At 65.8% G+C, this 17,975-nt stretch carries 11 protein-coding genes; 6 read left to right on the plus strand and 5 right to left on the minus strand.

Features of this window, described 5'->3' with window-relative positions; genetic code table 11:
• Window positions 1-240: 240 nt before the first annotated feature.
• Genes BUS42_RS28325 through BUS42_RS28335 form a run of 3 tightly spaced genes read left to right on the plus strand, consistent with a single transcriptional unit; the run spans window position 241 to window position 5,739 of the window.
• Entirely contained in the window at window positions 241-3,072 is a 2,832-nt protein-coding gene (locus BUS42_RS28325; protein WP_074312628.1) for a sigma-70 family RNA polymerase sigma factor, read from the plus strand.
• Window positions 3,069-4,460: a DUF1800 domain-containing protein gene (locus BUS42_RS28330; protein ID WP_254053847.1), complete on the plus strand. Its 1,392-nt coding sequence runs from the start codon at window positions 3,069-3,071 to the stop codon at window positions 4,458-4,460. The genes BUS42_RS28325 and BUS42_RS28330 overlap by 4 nt, the downstream gene beginning before the upstream one ends.
• A 10-nt stretch (window positions 4,461-4,470) precedes the next feature.
• Entirely contained in the window at window positions 4,471-5,739 is a 1,269-nt protein-coding gene (locus tag BUS42_RS28335) for a DUF1501 domain-containing protein (protein ID WP_074312629.1), read from the plus strand.
• Between the two features lie 44 nt (window positions 5,740-5,783).
• Here BUS42_RS28335 and BUS42_RS43140 read toward each other — a convergent pair whose 3' ends face one another.
• Window positions 5,784-5,999 (minus strand): hypothetical protein, encoded by a 216-nt coding sequence (locus tag BUS42_RS43140; RefSeq protein ID WP_143206545.1) that lies wholly within the window; start codon window positions 5,997-5,999, stop codon window positions 5,784-5,786.
• A 1,546-nt stretch (window positions 6,000-7,545) separates the two neighbouring features.
• Between BUS42_RS43140 and BUS42_RS28345 the strand changes: the two genes are divergently transcribed.
• Window positions 7,546-9,612 (plus strand): S8 family serine peptidase, encoded by a 2,067-nt coding sequence (locus BUS42_RS28345; protein ID WP_074312631.1) that lies wholly within the window; start codon window positions 7,546-7,548, stop codon window positions 9,610-9,612.
• Window positions 9,613-9,731: 119 nt separating this feature from the next.
• Here the strand turns inward: BUS42_RS28345 and BUS42_RS28350 are convergent, their stop codons facing one another.
• From BUS42_RS28350 to BUS42_RS42155, 4 genes are all read right to left on the minus strand, one after another.
• A complete protein-coding gene (locus tag BUS42_RS28350) occupies window positions 9,732-10,451 on the minus strand; it encodes a hypothetical protein (RefSeq protein ID WP_074312633.1) in 720 nt (239 codons plus the stop codon).
• Window positions 10,452-10,566: 115 nt separating this feature from the next.
• Complete coding sequence (locus tag BUS42_RS28355; protein WP_074312635.1) at window positions 10,567-10,806, minus strand: tautomerase family protein; 240 nt, start codon at window positions 10,804-10,806, stop codon at window positions 10,567-10,569.
• A gap of 237 nt (window positions 10,807-11,043) precedes the next feature.
• Window positions 11,044-13,896: a beta strand repeat-containing protein gene (locus BUS42_RS28360; RefSeq protein ID WP_083670710.1), complete on the minus strand. Its 2,853-nt coding sequence runs from the start codon at window positions 13,894-13,896 to the stop codon at window positions 11,044-11,046.
• A gap of 301 nt (window positions 13,897-14,197) precedes the next feature.
• On the minus strand, window positions 14,198-14,779 hold the full coding sequence (locus BUS42_RS42155; RefSeq protein WP_143206547.1) for a DUF3455 domain-containing protein: 582 nt from the start codon (window positions 14,777-14,779) through the stop codon (window positions 14,198-14,200).
• 443 nt (window positions 14,780-15,222) lie between these two features.
• Here BUS42_RS42155 and BUS42_RS28370 point away from each other — a divergent pair, with 443 nt between their 5' ends.
• Window positions 15,223-15,816: an RNA polymerase sigma factor gene (locus BUS42_RS28370; RefSeq protein ID WP_074312637.1), complete on the plus strand. Its 594-nt coding sequence runs from the start codon at window positions 15,223-15,225 to the stop codon at window positions 15,814-15,816.
• A 21-nt stretch (window positions 15,817-15,837) separates the two neighbouring features.
• Entirely contained in the window at window positions 15,838-17,937 is a 2,100-nt protein-coding gene (locus tag BUS42_RS28375; RefSeq protein WP_074312639.1) for a protein kinase domain-containing protein, read from the plus strand.
• Window positions 17,938-17,975 lie beyond the last annotated feature (38 nt).

Raw genomic sequence — 17,975 nt, forward strand, 5'->3', positions numbered from 1 at the left:
CGCACGCTGACCCTCGAACCCGCGGAGGGCTTCCGTTCCTCGGTTCGAGGGCGTTGTGCCGCTTGATTGCCGGGCCGATCTTGGCACGAAGATTTCTCGGTCATCGTCAGCCGATCTGGCCCGGGGCCGCGCAGGCTCGGATGACTCGCACACTCGAAAAAAAAAGGCGTGCGGATCGCCCCGTCTCCGGCAGCTATCTTATGTGGCGACAAGAGCCGGGAGTCGGGGAGATCGAAGACCATGGCAAGTGGGCAACTGGGGTCCGCCTTGCGGACCATCCATCGGCTATTCGCCGAAGGCTCGGTCACCGGGGTCTCCGACGGCGAGATCCTCGAACGCTACCTCTCCCGCGGGGATGAGGCGGCTTTCGAAGCCCTGGTGGCGCGACATGGGCCGATGGTTCTGGCCGTCTGTCGCCGGACGCTCGATGATCGGAGCGACCTCGACGACACGTTCCAGGCGACGTTCCTCGTCCTCGCCCGCCGCGCTCGGTCGGTCCGGGATCGGGTCGCGCTCGGGGACTGGCTCTACGGCGTTGCACGACGGGTCTGCCTGCTGGCCAATCGCTCCGCGGCGCGGCGGCGGAGGCACGAGCGGCAGGCGGCCGAGCGGCGGAAGGCTCGGGAGGTGACCACCGTAGCGAACGACGAACTGGGGCCAGTGATCGACGAAGAGATCGAACGGCTGCCCGCTCCCTATCGACTGCCCACCGTGCTTTGTCTGCTGGAGGGGAAGACCCAGTCGGAGGCCGCGGCCGAGCTCCGTTGGAGCGAGGGGATGGTTCGCGGCCGGCTGGGCCGGGCCAAGCAACGGCTCCGGGCCCGCTTGATCCGCCGAGGCCTGGCACCGGCCGCCACGCTGGCGGCCCTCGCCCGCGAAGGGGTGGGCGCGGGGGCTTTGCCCAGTGCCTTGATCGAGACGGCCGCCCGCGCGGCGGTGGGCGGCGGAGTGTCGGCATCGGCGGCCGCGCTGACCCAGGAGTTGATCAATACCATGTTACTCAAGACGGTGATGCTGTCCGCTACCCTCTTCGTCGCGGGCGCGATCGCCCTCGCGGCCTCCGCCGCCTTGATCCCGGGCGGGGATCAGACTCAGTCCGATCGCCCTCGGGAAGTCCTCAGCACGTCGCGAACGCCCCGTCTTCCCGCGGCACAACCTGACCCCACTCCGCCCAACCGGGTCGGAATCGCCTTGGTCCTCGGACAGGTCCTCGATCCCGACGGCAAGGCCGCGCCCGGGGCCCGGGTCGCAGTCGTGCACCGGTCCAATGCGACTCGACAGAGCGATAACAAGCAAGGCGGTATGCCGTTGAAGCCGTTGGGGATGACCCGGGCCGACGCTGAAGGGAGATTCCGCCTCGAAGTCCCCCGCGAATCGCTTGACCTCTTCCCCACCTATTACGCCCTCGCCACGGTCGAGGGGCACGGCTTCGGCATCCGAAGCTTCGATCCCGGACTCGATCGCCAGGAACTGACGATCCGGCTGACGCCCGATCAGGTCATCCACGGCCGGCTGTTCGATCTTCAGGGCCAGCCCGCCGCGCATGTCACGGTCGATGTGACCGCGTTCGGCAATGAGTCCGCCGAGGGAAACGAGATGGTCTCTTCCGATTTGCCTCTCACCAGCGTGTCGCTCTGGCCCGCGGCGGCGACGAGCGACGACCAGGGCCGATACACCTTGCGTGGCATCGGCCGGTTCCCGCTCGTCGTCCTCCACGTTCGCGGCGCGGCCTGTGCGGATCAGAGCCTGGTTGTCAGAAGCGACAAGCCGGTCGCCGTCAGGGAGGTCTCGCACGCGCTGGCGCCGGCGATGATCATGCGGGGTCGGGTCACACTCGAGGATACCGGGGCACCGATGCCCGGGGCACGCCTGGTGATCCACAAGGGGAGCTACGATGGCTGGACGGGCCCCGGAATCGCCATCGATGCCGACGCGGACGGCCGTTACCGCGTCAATCTCCCGCCCTACGAGGGCGAAGGGGACGACTACAACGGTTACCTGATCTGGTGTTACCCGTCCGGGGACACTCCCTACATCGGCGTGACGAAGGAACTGAAATGGCCCAAAGCGAAGCGCGGGCACACGCTCGACTTCGCGTTGCCCAGGGGCCAGTACCTGCGCGGGAAGGTTACCGAACGCCCTTCGGGCCGTCCGGTCGCCGGGGCGAGCCTGATCTACTCGCAGCGACTGCACGGCAACAAAGACTATCGCGATAACCTTATCCTCGGATGGGATAACGCGGCGGTCTCCGGGCCCGATGGCACATTCCGGGCGACCGTCATGCCGGGGCTGGGACACCTTAGCGTGTACGGCCCCACCCTCGACTACGTCTACCCGGACATGGGAAGTTTCCAGATCTTTAGCGGGAAGCCCGGCGGTTCTCGGATGTTCGCCCATGCCTGGGCGATGCTCGACCTGAAGCCTGGCGAGGATCGGGATGTCCCTGTCACGCTGCAACGTGGCGTGACGGTCCACGCCCGGATCGTCGGCCCGGACGGCCGGACCGACCCCGACGCGATGGTCCACTGCATCCTGAACCAGCATCCCGGGATCGTGCGGCATGCGGGGTACGGCCTCCCCGCACGCGGTGGGCGGTTCGAGTTCACCGGATGCGACCCCGAGCGACCCGTCACCGCGCTGGTCTTCGACTACGGCCGACGACTGGGCACGACCGTGACCATCTCGGGAACGCAGGCCGGGGAGGAATTGACGATCCGGCTTGCCCCGTGCGGCTCGGCTTGGGCGCGGTTCGTCGACGAGAAAGGACAGCCGCTCGTGAGCTACACGCCGCACCCGATGGCCGTGCTCGCCCCCGGACCACGTTCGTACGTGAAGCCTCCACAACGCCTCCTGGCAACGGAAGACCAGATTGGATTTCCCGCCCCGTCGAGTCCGAAGGCGTACAAGCAGCGCGAGCAGACCGACTCGGAAGGGCGGGTGACCCTGTACGGGCTGGTGCCGGGGGCGACCTACCGGATCGGCGGCGCCGCCGACGATGCCTGGAGGGAGTTCACGGTCGCAACGGGCCAAACCGTGGACCTGGGGGACGTGACCATCAAGGATTCCGAGTGAGCGAGGTGACCGCCATGACGATGGACAAGGGGCCTTGGGCGGCGTTCGAGCCCTCGGCCGACGACCCCTGGGACCTCCGCAAAGTGGCCCACCTCCACCGTCGCGCCGGCTTCGGCGCGACCTGGGGCGAGCTCCAGCGCGACCTCGAGGCCGGCCCGGCCGCGAGCGTCGAACGGTTTCTGCACCCGGGGCACGAGTCGCCCGATGAATGCCAGGTGCTCGATGGCCTCCGCCAGGGCGTGCTCCGCTCAAGAGACCCGGAACGGCTCAAGGCGTGGTGGCTCTATCGGATGGCCTTCGGCGCCGACCCGCTTCGCGAGAAGATGACCTTGTTCTGGCACGGCCATTTCGCGACCAGCCAGCGCAAGGTGGACGACATCGCGCTCATGGTCGGGCAGAACGAGCTCTTCCGCCGCCACGCGCTTGGCAACTTCGCGATGCTGTTGACCGAGGTCCTGAGCGATCCGGCCATGCTCGTCTGGCTCGACGGCGTGGATAACCGCAAGGGACGCCCCAACGAGAACCTCGCTCGCGAGACCCTGGAGCTCTTCACGCTCGGACGTAGACACTTCAACGAGCGGGATGTGCGCGAGTCGGCCCGTGCCCTGACGGGTTGGGTTCGCGGCGAAGGGACGGACTCGTTCGAGCCCTACCGCTTCCCGTTCGACCTGACGCAATTCGACTCGGGGGAGAAGACCGTCCTGGGCCAGTCCGGTCCCTGGAAGGGGGACGACCTCGCCCGGATCGTCGCCCGACATCCCGCCACTCTTGAATCCCTCGCGCGGAAGTTGTATCGCGGCTTCGTCAGCGAAGGCGACGACCCCTCGGCGGACCTGATCCGCCCTCTGGCGGAAGCACTTCGGGGCGAGGGGGACGGGATCGGCCGCGCCGTCGGTTTGATCCTTCGATCGCGACATTTCTACACCCGCGCGGCGATCCGCCAACGTATCAAGGGCCCGGTCGAGTTCAACGTCGGATTGGTCCGCGCCCTGGAGGTCCCGCGAGGGTCCCTGAGCTTGCCGGGGCTGTCGGCCTCGTGCGACCGCCAGGGCCAGGAACTCTTCTTCCCGCCGAACGTCGCCGGCTGGGAGGGGGGGAAGCCTTGGATCAACAGCACCACCCTGATCGAACGCTCCAACTGGGCCGCCGACATACTCTGGGGCGACTCCGAGACCGGCCAGAGTCCCTACGATCCGTCGGCGTGGGCAGAACGTCACGGCCTCGCGGCCAATCGTGTCACTTCGGCGTTCACCGAGCTGCTGCTGCAAGGCGACCTGGGCGCCGAGGCCCGCGCCCTGATCCTCAGCGCCGGGAGCAAAGGAGGGGCCGAGGGGCTGCGAAAGGCGTTGCTGAGGCTCGTGAACTGTCCCGAATCCCATCTGGCCTGAGGAGGTCTCCATGAATCCGACTCGCCGAGCGATGTTGCGACTTGGCCTGGGCACGCAGGCACTGCTGGCCTGTGGGACGAGCGTGCCGACGTTTCTGGCAAAGTCGGCCCGAGCCGTCGAAGGCCGGCGAGACCGCGTGCTTGTCGTGGTCCAGCTCGATGGCGGTAACGACGGGCTGAACACGGTCGTGCCCTATCGCGACGACGATTACCGCAAGCACCGGCCTCGGCTGGCGCTGGGGGCAGACCGGGTGCGCAAGATCGACGATCGCCTGGGATTTCACCCCGCGCTCGGAGGCTTCTCGAAACTCTTGCAGGGGCATCGGCTGGCGATCGTGCAAGGGGTGGGGTACCCGAACCCGAACCGCTCGCACTTCGAATCGATGGCGATCTGGCAGACCGCGCGGCTCGACCCCACCCGCGACGCTCCCGGATGGCTGGCACGCCTTCTCGACGGCATCGCGACGGATGAGGAGGGGGACCCCTGCGCACTGAGCGCCGCCGACGGGTTGCCACTCCGCTCCCTGTCAGGCGGCCGACGCTACGTGCCCACTCTGACCGGTCCTGAGCCGTTCCGCCGGCGGCTCGGCGATCTCGACGGGGCCGACGCCCTGGACCAGCGCGCGGCCCTCGACCGGATCGGCCACCAGCATCGAGGGACCCCCGGCTCGCTCCTCCAGTTCGTCGAGCGGATGTCGACCTCCACTTGCCTCAGCGGAGGCCGGCTTGACGCCGTGCTCGACGCCGCGGCACCAGTCGGCTCGTCCTACCCGGAATCGCTCGGGCTTGCCCGCCGGCTTAGGCTGGTCGCGCAGCTCATCAAGGCGGGGCTGTCGACCTCGATCTATTACACTGCGCTGGGCGGTTTCGACACTCACGCCGATCAGCGGGAGAAACACGAGGGCCTGCTCTCCGAGGTGGGAGATTCGCTTCAGGCGTTCCTCGACGATCTGGACGCGGCCGGACACGGCGAACGCGTCCTGACCCTGGTCTTCTCCGAGTTCGGCCGGCGCCTGGCGGAAAACGGTAGCGGAGGGACCGACCATGGCACGGCTGCGCCCGTCTTCCTGCTTGGCAAGGGAGTCTGCCCTGGCATCCACGGCGTGGCCCCCGACCTTCAGCACCTGGAGGACGGCGACCCGAAGCACACGACCGACTTCCGCCAGGTCTACGCGACGCTTCTCGACGATTGGCTGGGCGCGTCGAGCCGGGACGTCCTGGGCGAGCCATTCGCCCACGTGCCGATCCTCAGGAGCTCAGAGTCGGCACGCGGGTCATAGCGAGCCGGGTTAGTCCGACGACGCCGTCTTGCGCTTGCCGCGACTTAGGCCGCATCGCGACGATGCCTCGACCGAAGCTCGGGTGCGTCGCAAGCCATGGGAATAGCAGGCTCGACGCGGTGATCGATGATCGCCCCGTCTCGGCGATAGCCGAGGCCGCCGTCGTCCTTCGCCACTTCGTCGTGGACCTCACCACCGCCAAGCGTGACACCCAGCCAGACCCCCGAGTGCGGGTGATCCTGGTGAAGACCACGCCTCACACCAAGCGCGGAGGCCGCAACGGGGCGCGGTCGGCCCTCCCTGCGACGGTGTGCCGCGGATCGCCACGAACCTCAGGGATGTCCCTGTTGATGCTGAATGCGGTATTCGGAAATTTAATTACTGAATTTAATGGGGTGTTTAAGATTTGTTTGTTTGTTTGTTTGGATTTAGCCCCAACGGGGCGGTCCAAGGTGGCCCAGGGCAACGTCCTGGGGATTCGGCCACGAGGATAAGCAGCCCTGAAAGGGCGACTTAAAGGGTTATGTTGGCATGACCTACCTCGCAAGGCCCCGCTCGGATTAGGCCGCCCTTACAGGGCTATGGAATGTGAGCATGTCGATTTTTCGGGGCGTTTCCCCGGGCTACCTTGGGCAGCCCCGTTGGGGCTGAAACCGGCGAGAGCGTGTGCCACTCGACGGTAAATCGCCGTAGGTCTCGCCCCAGCCTACCTTCGTGGGGTTAGATTCGGGAAGTTATTTGCGTCCCGTTCCTGAGGGTGAGTCTTTCTCGCATCAGACGCTTGCGTGGTTGAGTCAAAGCCGTAGAGAAAACTGAATAACTAACAAATTTGCATGAGTCAATCTATTGTCTCTCTCCACCGAATGATATCCCGAGTGGCTGAGGGATCAACGCGGCCTCCCCGGAGCTGTGGCAGGGAAACTCGAAGGTCGAGGATCGCTTGCGGCTTACACCCGTCGTAGATATCACGAAAGGCGGATCGCCACCTCAGCCCTCATTTCAAGGAAGGCGTCGTCGCTCACTTTGCGGAAGACGGAGGAGCGAATCTTGCCTTGTTTCAGGACGGGAGAACAAGACCCAGCGGCTGAGGCGTGAGCGGTGCGAGCATAGCGAGAACTCGTTTCGCAATACTGGCAATAATGGAATTGATGGGAATTTGTATGGTGGGGCAAGCAAATTGAAAATTGAAAAATGAAAAAGTGTAATAAATTGATATTTGCATGGGAGTCAAATAATTGAGAAGTAGGTGTTGCGCGATTTCGCCTCGTTTTTCTGGAGGGTCTACTCTAAGGTCGCCAGTTCGCGGCGTTAGACCGGCCTGTGATCCGCAAGAACCGCTTCGGCAATCGGAGCGAACGTAGAGCCGATACTCAAGCGGTGTTGATGAGCGTCTCTCGGACCCTGCAACAACGCGGTCATACCCCGCACAAAATGATTGTCGATGCCATTGTCTGTCGCCTGACTCCCTACGGTCCGACTCCCTCCGTTACCGTTCGATTTGACTGCAGCCGGCTAAGGTTTTTGAGACTGGAGCAAGGATACCGGAATCCCGCGAATTTCGGCCTCCGGGGCAGACAGGCGGCCCGGTTTTCTTGCGACAGACTCAAGTTTTTCGATTTTGCTTGCACCGGTCCCCGATGCAGGTAAAGTCGTTAACGGTCATGCTTAAGCAAGGGATGAAGAAATATAGGGGTTCAACATAGGGTGTGCCGGCGGGGTCGATAAGATTGGAGTCGATCGCCACCTTGCGCCGGCCGCTTATTCTCGCGGCCCGGTTGAGTCCGGCCCGCTAACTAGGAGGTTGCGATGGCAGACATCACGATCAACGGTATTACGGTCGATCCCTTCGATACACCCCATGTCGGCTTAGCGAACGCGTCTCCGGCTTTGAGGGGTGCCGCCACCGCCCTCTCCACCGCGGCCGCCACTCTGCCGTCGGAGGACACGAACTATGTACTCATCCAGGCGAAGGGCCCACTGACGGCCGCCTACCGGAAGGACCTTGAGGCGGCGGGTGCAAAGATCTTGGAGTACGTGCCGGAGAGTACCTACGTCTGCCGGTACGAGCCGGCCGACCTCGATCCGGTCCGCAAGCTACCGTTCGTGGAGTGGGCTGGGCCTTACCTCCAGGGGTTCAAGGTGGCTGCGTCCCTCACTCCGGATCCGATCGGGCGGATGTCCCTGATGGAGGCCGCAGTCGGCACCCCGGCGGTCATGCGCAAGACCCCAAAGGTCGTGGATGTCGTGTTCCATGGGGACGTGAACGTGGCCGCGGCGGCTAAGGAGGTGGCGATCGCGGCCGGGATCGACCCGACCGACGTGAAGCCGTCCCGGAACAAGGTCCGGTTGACAGTCCAGGCCAACCGGCTGAACGACCTGGCCGCCTTGGACGTGGTCCGTTCGATCGAGCCGGTCTTCCCGGCCAAGCTGCACAACGACATCGCCCGAGGCATCCTCGGACTCGACAGCTCGAACCCCGGATCGCTCCCGTTCGAGGGGGGAGGGCAGACGGTTGGGGTCGCGGACACCGGGTTCGACAAGGGGTCGACCGCATCTGTCCATCCGGCGTTCACAGGACGAGTCCAGAGGCTTTACGCCCTCGGCCGGCCGGGGAAGTCGAACGACCCGAACGGGCACGGCACCCACGTTGCCGGGTCGGTGCTTGGGGATGGCGTCTCGGCGGTACTGGGCACCTCGATCCGGGGGACGGCCCCGAAGGCCCGGCTCGTCTTCCAATCGGTCTTGGATGCGGGAGGCGGGCTCGGCGGGCTGCCCACGGACCTAAGGGACCTCTTCAGCGACCCCTACAATTCCGACGGTGTCCGGGTCCATACCAACTCTTGGGGGAGCACCGTCGGGGACAGTCGGTACGACTCCCAGGCGTTCGAGGTGGACGACTTTGTCTGGAACAACCGAGATTGCGTGATCTGCTTCGCCGCCGGGAACGAGGGTGTGGATGCGGACGGCGACGGGCTCATCGATCGATCGTCGATTACCCCGCCAGCGACCGCCAAGAACTGCATCACGGTGGGGGCGAGCGAGAACAATCGCCCGAGCTTCGCTCTGACCTACGGATCGGGCTGGCCGTCGGATTTCCCGGCCAATCCGATCTTCTCCGACAAGACGGCCGACCACCCGGAAGGGATGGTCGCATTCAGCAGCCGCGGGCCGACCAGCGACCAACGGTTCTGCCCGGACGTGGTGGCCCCCGGCACCTTCGTGCTCTCTGCCCGCTCTCGGGACACGACGAAAGTCGGGTGGGGCCTGTCCGCCGACCCGCAGTACATGTTTGACGGTGGGACGAGCATGGCCACGCCGCTGGTCGCGGGCTGCTGCGCTCTCATCCGGGAGTACTTGATCGGTCAGAGGAACCTGTCGACACCGAGCGCTGCCTTGGTGAAGGCGATGCTGATCAACGGGGCGTTGGGCATTCCAGGGCAGTACACCCCGACTGAGGCCGGGCCGATCCCGAACTTCGCGGACGGGTTCGGACGTGCGGATATGGCGGCCGTGCTTGGCCCGGGGGAGGTCCAGCTCGCCCTCGTCCAGGATGAGGGCCGTCAACTCGACACCGGGGACGAGGAAACGGTTACCGTTCAAGTCCCGGCGGGGGTCGCCGAACTGAAGGCGACGCTGGTCTGGACAGACCCGGCGGGGGCCACTCTCCAGAATGACCTCGATCTGATCGTTCGTGCGGGAGGCCAAGAGTGGCATGGGAACGTAGCCTCGGGTTCCCTCGCGTTCGACCGGGTGAACAACGTCGAGCAACTGATCTGGCCGTCCCCGCCGGCGGGCCAGGTCGAGGTTGTGGTTCGGGCGTTCCGAATCACACGGTTCTCGCAGCCGTTCGCTCTTGTTGTCCGGCTGAGGTAGGAGGGCTGCGAGTTGGAGGGCGGGAACGGGGCCAAGGGGCCGTCACCGGCGAGGTGGCGGTCCCCGCCTCCAGCGTTCTCCCTCCAATATTGAGAATTCGGCCCGGGTGGCCACGCACTTCAGTGGGGAGGCCTGGGAGGTTCCGAGAGGTTGGTGTGGCCGTAGCCGAGGTCGGGACTCCGCTCGCCGGGCTCGTAACAATAGACCGAATACTGGCTGCCCTCCCAACCCATGGGGAAATATCCAAGGCAATACAAGTTCAGGAGGGGGAGGAAGGGATTCGGACCGGGGATCAGGTCGGCCACGAGTTCTCCGAGCAACGCCTCGCTGATCCACGACTGGGCGGCACAAAGAAGCCCCCAGGCGACGACCCGATCTCGGTCTCCCCACCCCGTGGTTCGGCTCGGGGGCAGAGCGGCGAGATCCGGGATCACGCATTCTCCAACGACGTTCGGATTGCCCGCCAAGGGCCAAAGCGGCGGAATGAGCCGGGCCCGTGCGGCGGTAAGCCCCACGACACGAGCTTGGAGGTCGGCAACGACCCCGCCCAAGGCCTTTTCGGACTCCGCCCATCGCGGTCCCCAAGGTTCGTACGGATCGATCCCCCAGCGATCCCGGTGGAGCAGCTCGAGGCTCCCGCCCAGCCATTGCAGTTCCTCGACCTTGGATGCCGCCGTGCCGAGCGCACGCAGGTGAACTTGGACGAGTGACTCGGCCATGCCCCGGGGTGGGAGCTGCCCCGGGGATGCGAACCAGGAGATTGAGCGTGCCGCGGCGAGGGACGATCCCAGTCGCCCCGCCGCCGCTCCATAACAAGTCAGGACGTCGTGGTCGATCAAGGCGGAGAACTCCCTAAATTCTGAGAACCGTCGCGTGACGGAGGAAATCTCCCGCCGGAATGGAGTTCAGGGGCAGTTTCGCAGGATTTCCTCCGTCCCCCTCGTTGTTGTTGTCTCAGACAACGGGCGCGGTCGGCAACTCACCGGCGGCGAGCGCTTTGACATCAGCCGTGGTGAACGCCTTGCCTGCGATGCCCCAACTGCCGCTTTTCACCTCCTCGATGACCACCATGGTGACCGCTCGCAGATTCTCACCTTCGATGGTGACCATCGCGTCGGTGAGCTTGCGAATCATCTCCTCCTTCTGGGACTCCGAGAAGACGCCCTCAATGACCTTCACCTGAACGAGAGGCATGGTGCATACTCCTTATAGTAAATGCGGAAAAGTCGATTCTGTTAAAAATAAGTATAGGCTGTGATGTTTGTCTTGGATGGCCGCGGCGCCACGGTTCACGATGGGCCGGGCAGGAGAAGTTGTCAGGAACCCCGTTTTTCTTGGGGGCGTCCTCATGGCTTCTCCCGCCTTGAGTCGTCAGGGAGGTCCCATAAGCGACATCGAACACTCTCCTGGCCACGTTGAGGCGGATCCGGCTCAATCCTGGATCAGAATGTTGTCGCCTGGTCCTCCGTCGAGGATGTCGAGGCCCGGGCCGCCGACCAGGACGTCGTCCCCCGCGCCGCCGGTCAGGGTGTCATTGCCTGCCCCGCCGATGAGGACGTCGTCGCCGTTGCCGCCATCGGCAGTGAAGGCGATCGAGCCGGCGGCGAGGCTGGAGCCGTCCACCACGTCATCGCCGTCGCGGGCATTGATGATCAGCCGGTCATTGGCGGCCTCGGCGCCCTTGATGTTCACCTGGGCGGTGAGACCGATCACGGAGACGCCGCTCGCATCGCCCAGGGCGGTGATGGCGTCGTCCCCGTTGGTGCCGTTGACGATGACGGTATCGGCCTGGCCGTCGCCTGTGCCGCTCCCCGGAGTGGCGGCCAGGTCGAGGTTGACCTGCTTGAGGTCGGTGCCGGTCAGGTCGTTGACGGTGATGGTGTCGGCTCCGCCCAGGGCGTTGACGTCGACCCCCTCGACGCCGTTGAGGTCCATCGTGACGTTGCCGACGTCGCGGGTCAGGCGGGCACGCTGGCCGTTGGCGGTGATGGCGATCTGCTCGTTGATGTTGGCGCCGTTGAAGACTAACGTGTCGTTGCCGTCCTGGCCCTCGACGGTGTCGCTGCCGTCGCCCGGGTTCCAGACGAAGGTGTCGTCGCCGGCGCCCATCAGCGCCACGTCGGTGCCCCGGCCGCCGTTGATAAGGTCGTCCCCCTGGCTACCGATCAGGGTGTCGTTGCCATCGCCCCCGTTGAGGGTCAGGGCGATCGCGTTCGCCGGGAGCGCACTCGCGTCGATGCGGTCGTCGCCCGCGAGACCGTTGACCGTGAGTTGGTCGCTCGACGCCTCGCTCCCCGCGATGTGCACCGAGGCGGCCAGGCCCGCGACATCGATGCCGGACGCCGAGCCGGCGACCGCGATCCTGTCCGCGCCGTTGGTGCCGTTGACGATGACGGAGTCGCCGGTCCCTATGCCGCTCCCCGGCACGTCGGCCAGGTTGAGGTTGAGTTGGGTGACGCCGGTGCCGGTGAGGTCGTTGACAGTGACGGTGTCCGCGCCGCCCAGGGCGGTGAAGTTGATCACCTCGACGGCGTTGAGGTCCATGGTGATAGAACCGACGTCGCGGGTGAACCGGACCCGGCTGCCGTTGGCCGAGACGTCGATCCGCTCGCTGTCATTCGAGCCGTTGAAGAGCATCGTATCGCTGCCGTCCTGGCCCTCGACGGTGTCGCTGCCGTCACCCGGGTCCCAGCGGAAGGTGTCGTTGCCAGCGCCCAGGAGGGCGACGTCGTTGCCCCGGCCGCCGTCGACGAGGTCGTTGCCGTCGCCGCCGAACAGCCTGTCGTCGCCGCTGCTGCCGAAAATCGCGTCGTTGCCGTTGCCGCCATCGGCCGTCAGCTTGATCATGCCAGCGGGAAGTGCGGTGGCGTTGATGGTGTCGCTACCCCCGAGCGTGTTGATGAAAAGCGAGTCGCTGGCGCCTTCGGACCCGTTGACCGCCACGTCGGCCGGCAGGCCGGTGACCGCGAAACTGGACCCCGCGCCGGTGACGCCGACTGCGTCGCCGTTGTTGGTGCCGTTGACGATCACGGTGTCGGCCTGGCCGTCGCCCGTGCCGCTCCCCGGAGTGGCGGCCAGGTCGATGTTGACCTGCGTGAGTTCGGTGCCGGTCAGGTCGTTGACGGTGATGGTGTCGGCTCCGCCCAGGGGGGTGACGTCGACCCCCTCGACGCCGTTGAGGTCCATCGTGACGTTGCCGATGTCGCGGGTCAGGCGGGCACGCTGACCGTTGGCGGAGATGGCGATCTGCTCGTTGTTGTTGGCGCCGTTGAAGACCAGCGTGTCGTTGCCGTCCTGGCCCTCGACGGTGTCACTGCCGTCGCCCGGGTTCCAGACGAAGGTGTCGTCGCCGGCGCCCAACATCGCCACGTCGGTGCCCCGGCCGCCGTTGATGAGGTCGTTGCCGTCGCCGCCGATCAAGGTGTCGTTGCCGTCGCCGCCGGTCAGCGTGTCATTCCCCGCGCCGCCATCCTCCGTGAGTTGAATCAGCGTGGCGAGGCCGTTGCCGGCCGTGATCATGTCGTCGCCGCCGTTGCCGTTGACGACCAGGCTCTCGGTGGTGCCGATGTCCAGGGTGAAGGGGACGGGGCTGACGCGATCGAACCGGACTCGCGAACCGTTGGCCGTGATCGTGAAGTTCTCGGCGCCGTTGCCGCCGTTGGACTCGACGGTGTCGATCCCGGCGCCGCCCTCGTTGAGGTCGCTACCATCGCCAGGGTTCCAGATCATCCGATCGTTACCCGCCTGGCCGAAGGCCTGGTCGGTCCCGGCGCCGCCGATCAGTACGTCATTCCCGGCGCCGCCGAAGAGTAGGTCGTTGCCGCCCTTGCCCAGCAGGGTGTCGTTGCCCGACTCGCCGAAGAGCATGTCATTGCCGCTGCCGCCCGTGATCGTGTCGTTGCCGTCGCCGCCGAAGAGATTCGCCTTCGGTAAGCTACCATTGGCCTCGTCCAGGAAGAGGTTGTCGTTGCCGCAGAGCCCGAAGATCTGGATCTGAGTGGTGTTGGCGACGGTGGCGATCCTGCCCCTGATCCTCACCGCGCCGCCGTTCACGAGGATCGTCCCGGCCGCGTCGCGGGAGACCCCGATGGTGTTGTCCGCCGCATCGCCAATCACCGTTAATAGGCCCACGCCCTGCGCGACGGAAAAGGTGGCCGTGACCGCGGGCAGGACGCGGCGATCCAGCAACTCGAGGCGATTGAGTTCGACGAGTCGAACACGTTGCGACGATCGCGGACGGCCAGATTGACGGGTAAGAGCATCACGAAAATAACGCTTCCACATGAGTGTCGTCTCCAAAGTTGTAAGGAAGCCGCGGGAAGCCCGAAGGCTCCCTGAATGGAATCTGGGTACGAACCTTCGACGCCCGACCTTGCTCGAACGGCTGGTCACGTCGGCACTCGAAGTTCTTCGCGATCCCCTGGCGAAGACCAAAAGGCCGGCCTTTGGAGGGATCGCCGTCTCACGCCACGATCGGAGAACCTCTCCACAGGCGTGTTCAAATGACCGGGCGAAACCCGGCGCGTTACGCACGACCCGTACTGGGGACGAGGGCCGCCGCCGCCACTCGTCGCCCGCGATAGGGTTAGTGGTGCGCCCGTTGGTAGAAGAAATAGTCGGCGGTGTAAGGCACTCTTGCCACGTCGCCTGGGAAGGCGCCGGGGTGGATCGGGGCGTTGCCGCCCACGGTGTTCAACCGCTGGATGTAGGTCACGTGGCGGAAGAGACCGTGTCCCTCGGTGGATGCCGCTCCGAGCAAGAGCCAGGGAATGGCGTTGGGGTCTGGGGTGCAGTGATCGATCACCGTGCCGACCACTTTGCTGCCGCCGATGCTCTCCCAAGTGGGGCCGGCAAAGTGCATGCCGATGGCACTGTCCTCGCCCGCGTCGGCAAACAAGACCGCCGCGGGCGCCACGAAGTCCCAACTCGTGCCGTTCCAGCGGTAGATCTGTACGCCCACGCCGAACGCATGGAAGAAGACCTTGTTCCCCACCGGCACCTGTAACTTTTGACAATCTCCCAGGTCTGGAGCCTGGTTGTCATGGCCCGAGTCCGCCCCCGCGGGAGCGACGAACGCGAAGAATAGGAGCAGAGTCAGGGCCAGCGCGGCCGGCGCCACGTTGACGGGGGAAAACCGAAACAAACGTTGAGTTCTTGGCGTGCTCATTGTTGGTTTCCTTGGCCTTGGAATTGTTGAGAAGACGCGGGGAATCCGTAACAAACGTTGAGTTCTTGACGTGATCATTGTTGGCTTCCTTGGAATTGGAATTGTTGAAAAGACGCAGGGAATCCGTGAGCCCCCCCCCCGCAGGGCCGGACTTGGCTTGTCAGTCCACGAGCAGCCTGGCGAATGAGCCGACCGCGCCCTGAGGACCGGGGTTGAAGCGATCGACTCCTGGATTCGACCGACTCATTTTCTCTGTTCCCGGGCGGTCTCAGCACTCGGCCCGGATCACATGCGGCGTAACGGTCTGCGATGACATCTCCTCCGCGGTGCGGTACAATGCCTGATGAGAACGACTTTCCCCGACTCCACACGTGTCAATCCGGGTCGGCGTGCGTGTCGGCCAAAAAATCCAAAGAATCCGCTGGCACCCGACGGGAGTGGCCATGGCCAACACCGAGTCGTTCGCGCGCTTGATGGCTCGGCTCCGCTCCGGCGAGGACGCGGCCGCGCGGGAGGTGTTCGAGCGGTTCGCCGGTCGGCTGGTCGCGCTGGCCCGCGGCCGGTTTAACCGCCTCCTGGCTCGCAAGGTGGACCCGGAGGACGTGGTGCAGTCGGCCTTCAAGAGTTTTTTCGTCCGTCACCGCGAGGGGAAACTGGACGTAGGTGACTCGGGCGGGTTGTGGAACCTGCTGACCCTCATCACGCTGCGCAAGTGTGCCGATCGGGCCGAGTATTTCCTGGCAGAGCGGCGTGACGCCGCAAGGGAGGCGACCGGCTCGGCCGGCGGGGACGGGCCGGACGCCTGTCTGGGGGCGTTGGACCGCGAGCCGCGGCCGGAGGAGGCGGTGATCCTGGCCGAGACCGTCGAACGCTTGTTCCGGGACGCGACCACCCACGAACGCCCCGTCCTGGAGTTAAGCCTCCAGGGCTACACGACCTCGGAGATCAGTGTTCGGCTCGGCCGGGCCGAACGCTCGGTCCGCCGCCTGCGTGAGCAGATCCGCGTGCGGCTCGAGCGCCTGCAAGAGGCGGATTAACGTGCGGGAGAGGCTACGCCGATGGACGACTCCGCCACCCTGCCGGGTCGAGCTCGGGACGAATTCGAGGACGTGATCCGGCGCTTCGAGGACGCCTGGCAGGGCTCGGCGCGGCCGGAGATCCTCGCCTACCTGCCGACCGGCGCCGATCGCACCCGTCTGCTCACTGAGCTGGTCCACGTCGATCTCGAGTACCGGTTGCGGGCCGGCGAGTCGGCCCGGGTCGAAGAGTATCTGGCCCGCTACCCGGAATTGACCGCTGAGCGGGCGGTCATCCTCGAGCTGATCGCCGCCGAGCACGAGTTTCGCCGGCGCCGCGAGCCCGGCCTCGCTCTCAGCGAATTCTTCCAGCGGTTTCCCGAGTACCGCGGCGAACTGCCGGGACAGATGACCCAGACGACGATCGACGGTCGGCACGTACCGCTCGGGCCAACGGACCCGCGGGCGGAGGCCCTGCCCGAGGTCTCCGGCTATGAGATTCTGGGGCTGCTCGGCCGCGGCGGTATGGGGGTCGTGTACCGAGCCCGGCAACTCGGCCTCGGTCGCATCGTGGCGTTGAAGATGATTTTGACCGGGTTTCAGCCCGGCCCAAAGGAGCTGGCCCGGTTTCGCGCCGAGGCCGCGGCACTCGCTCGCTTACAGCATCCCAACATCGTCCAGATTTACGATGTCGGCGAGACCGGGAGCAGGCCGTACTTTGTCTTTGAGTTCGTGGCCGGCGGCAGCCTGGCCCAGTACCTCCAGGGCACGCCCCAGCCGGTACGGCCGGCGGCCCAACTGGTCGAAACCCTGGCGCGGGCCGTCCATGTCGCTCATGCCAACGGCGTGATCCACCGCGATCTCAAGCCGGCCAACATCCTCCTGAGGGACGAGCGGGGAGACGCGAGGGGCGAGTCCCGGGAGGCCAGGCCGCTCGCGTCGCGCCTCGCGTCCCTCGTCCCCAAGATCACCGACTTCGGCCTGGCCAAGTGCGACGACGGCGACGGGGAGGCGGCGGGCCTTCGCGGTCACACGGTCACGGGCGACTTACTCGGTACGCCCAATTACATGGCCCCCGAACAGGCGATGGTGCCCCGCCAGCCGGTTGGCCCGGCTGCGGATGTCTATGCCCTCGGCGCCATCCTCTACGAGCTCCTGACCGGCCGGCCGCCGTTCACGGGGGAGACGCCCCTGGCGACCGTCCTGCAAGTGCTCCACAACGAACCGGTTCCCGTGACCAGCCTCCGGCCCAACGTGCCGCGGGATCTGGAGACCATCTGCCTGAAATGTCTCCGCAAGGAACCCCGCCAACGCTACGCCACTGCCCTGGAGTTGGCGGAGGATCTCCATCGGTTCCTTCGCGACGAAACGATCCGGGCCCGACCAGTCAGTGCGGTGGAGAAACTGAGGCGTTGGGTGCGCCGCCGCCCGGCGGCCGCGGGACTACTCGCCGCCGGCCTGCTAGCGCCCGCGGTGGCCCTGATCACCATGTCGCTGCTTTCAGCCCGGTTGGTCCGCTCGAACGCCTTGGATAGTGCCGCGCAGCAAGCTGAGCTGCTTGAAGAAGCCACCAAGGAGTACAGCCGAAACGTCCAGCACGTGGAGAAGGCGGGCTTTACGGTCAACAAGACGGTCCCGCCTACGCCTGGCACCGTGCCGCTGAGCATCCCGGCTACCTATCTGCACGACGTCGGCCAGCAGTTGGGCCTGACCGGTAGGACCGGCGTCAAGGTGCGCCAGTACAGCGACTACCCGTTCCCCTGGCGAACCGACGGTGGCCCGCGGGATGAGTTCGAGCGCGAGGCGCTGCGGCGTCTGCGTCGGAGCAAGGGGCGGGAGACGGTCCATCAATTCACCGAAGTGGGTGGGCGGCGCGTTGTCCGCTACGCTCAGGCACGTATCATGGAGCGTTCCTGCGTCCAGTGCCACAGCACACACGATCAGTCGCCGCGGAAAGATTGGCAGGTCGGCGACGTGCGCGGGGTCCTCGAGATCATCCGCCCCCTGGACAAGGACGAGGCGCGAGTCAGTGAGGCCCTCCGCCTGGCCCTGCTGCTGAGTGCGGTGGTGTCGGGCCTGTTGCTGGGGGGAAGCATGCTCATGGTCTGGGCCGGCCGCAGACGCACCCAGGTCGGGTCGTGAGCGGAGGATGGAAAATTTCAAGCGACGGAGGGGATCTT

This window comes from Singulisphaera sp. GP187, from assembly GCF_900129635.1.
Taxonomy (GTDB): Bacteria; Planctomycetota; Planctomycetia; order Isosphaerales; family Isosphaeraceae; genus Singulisphaera.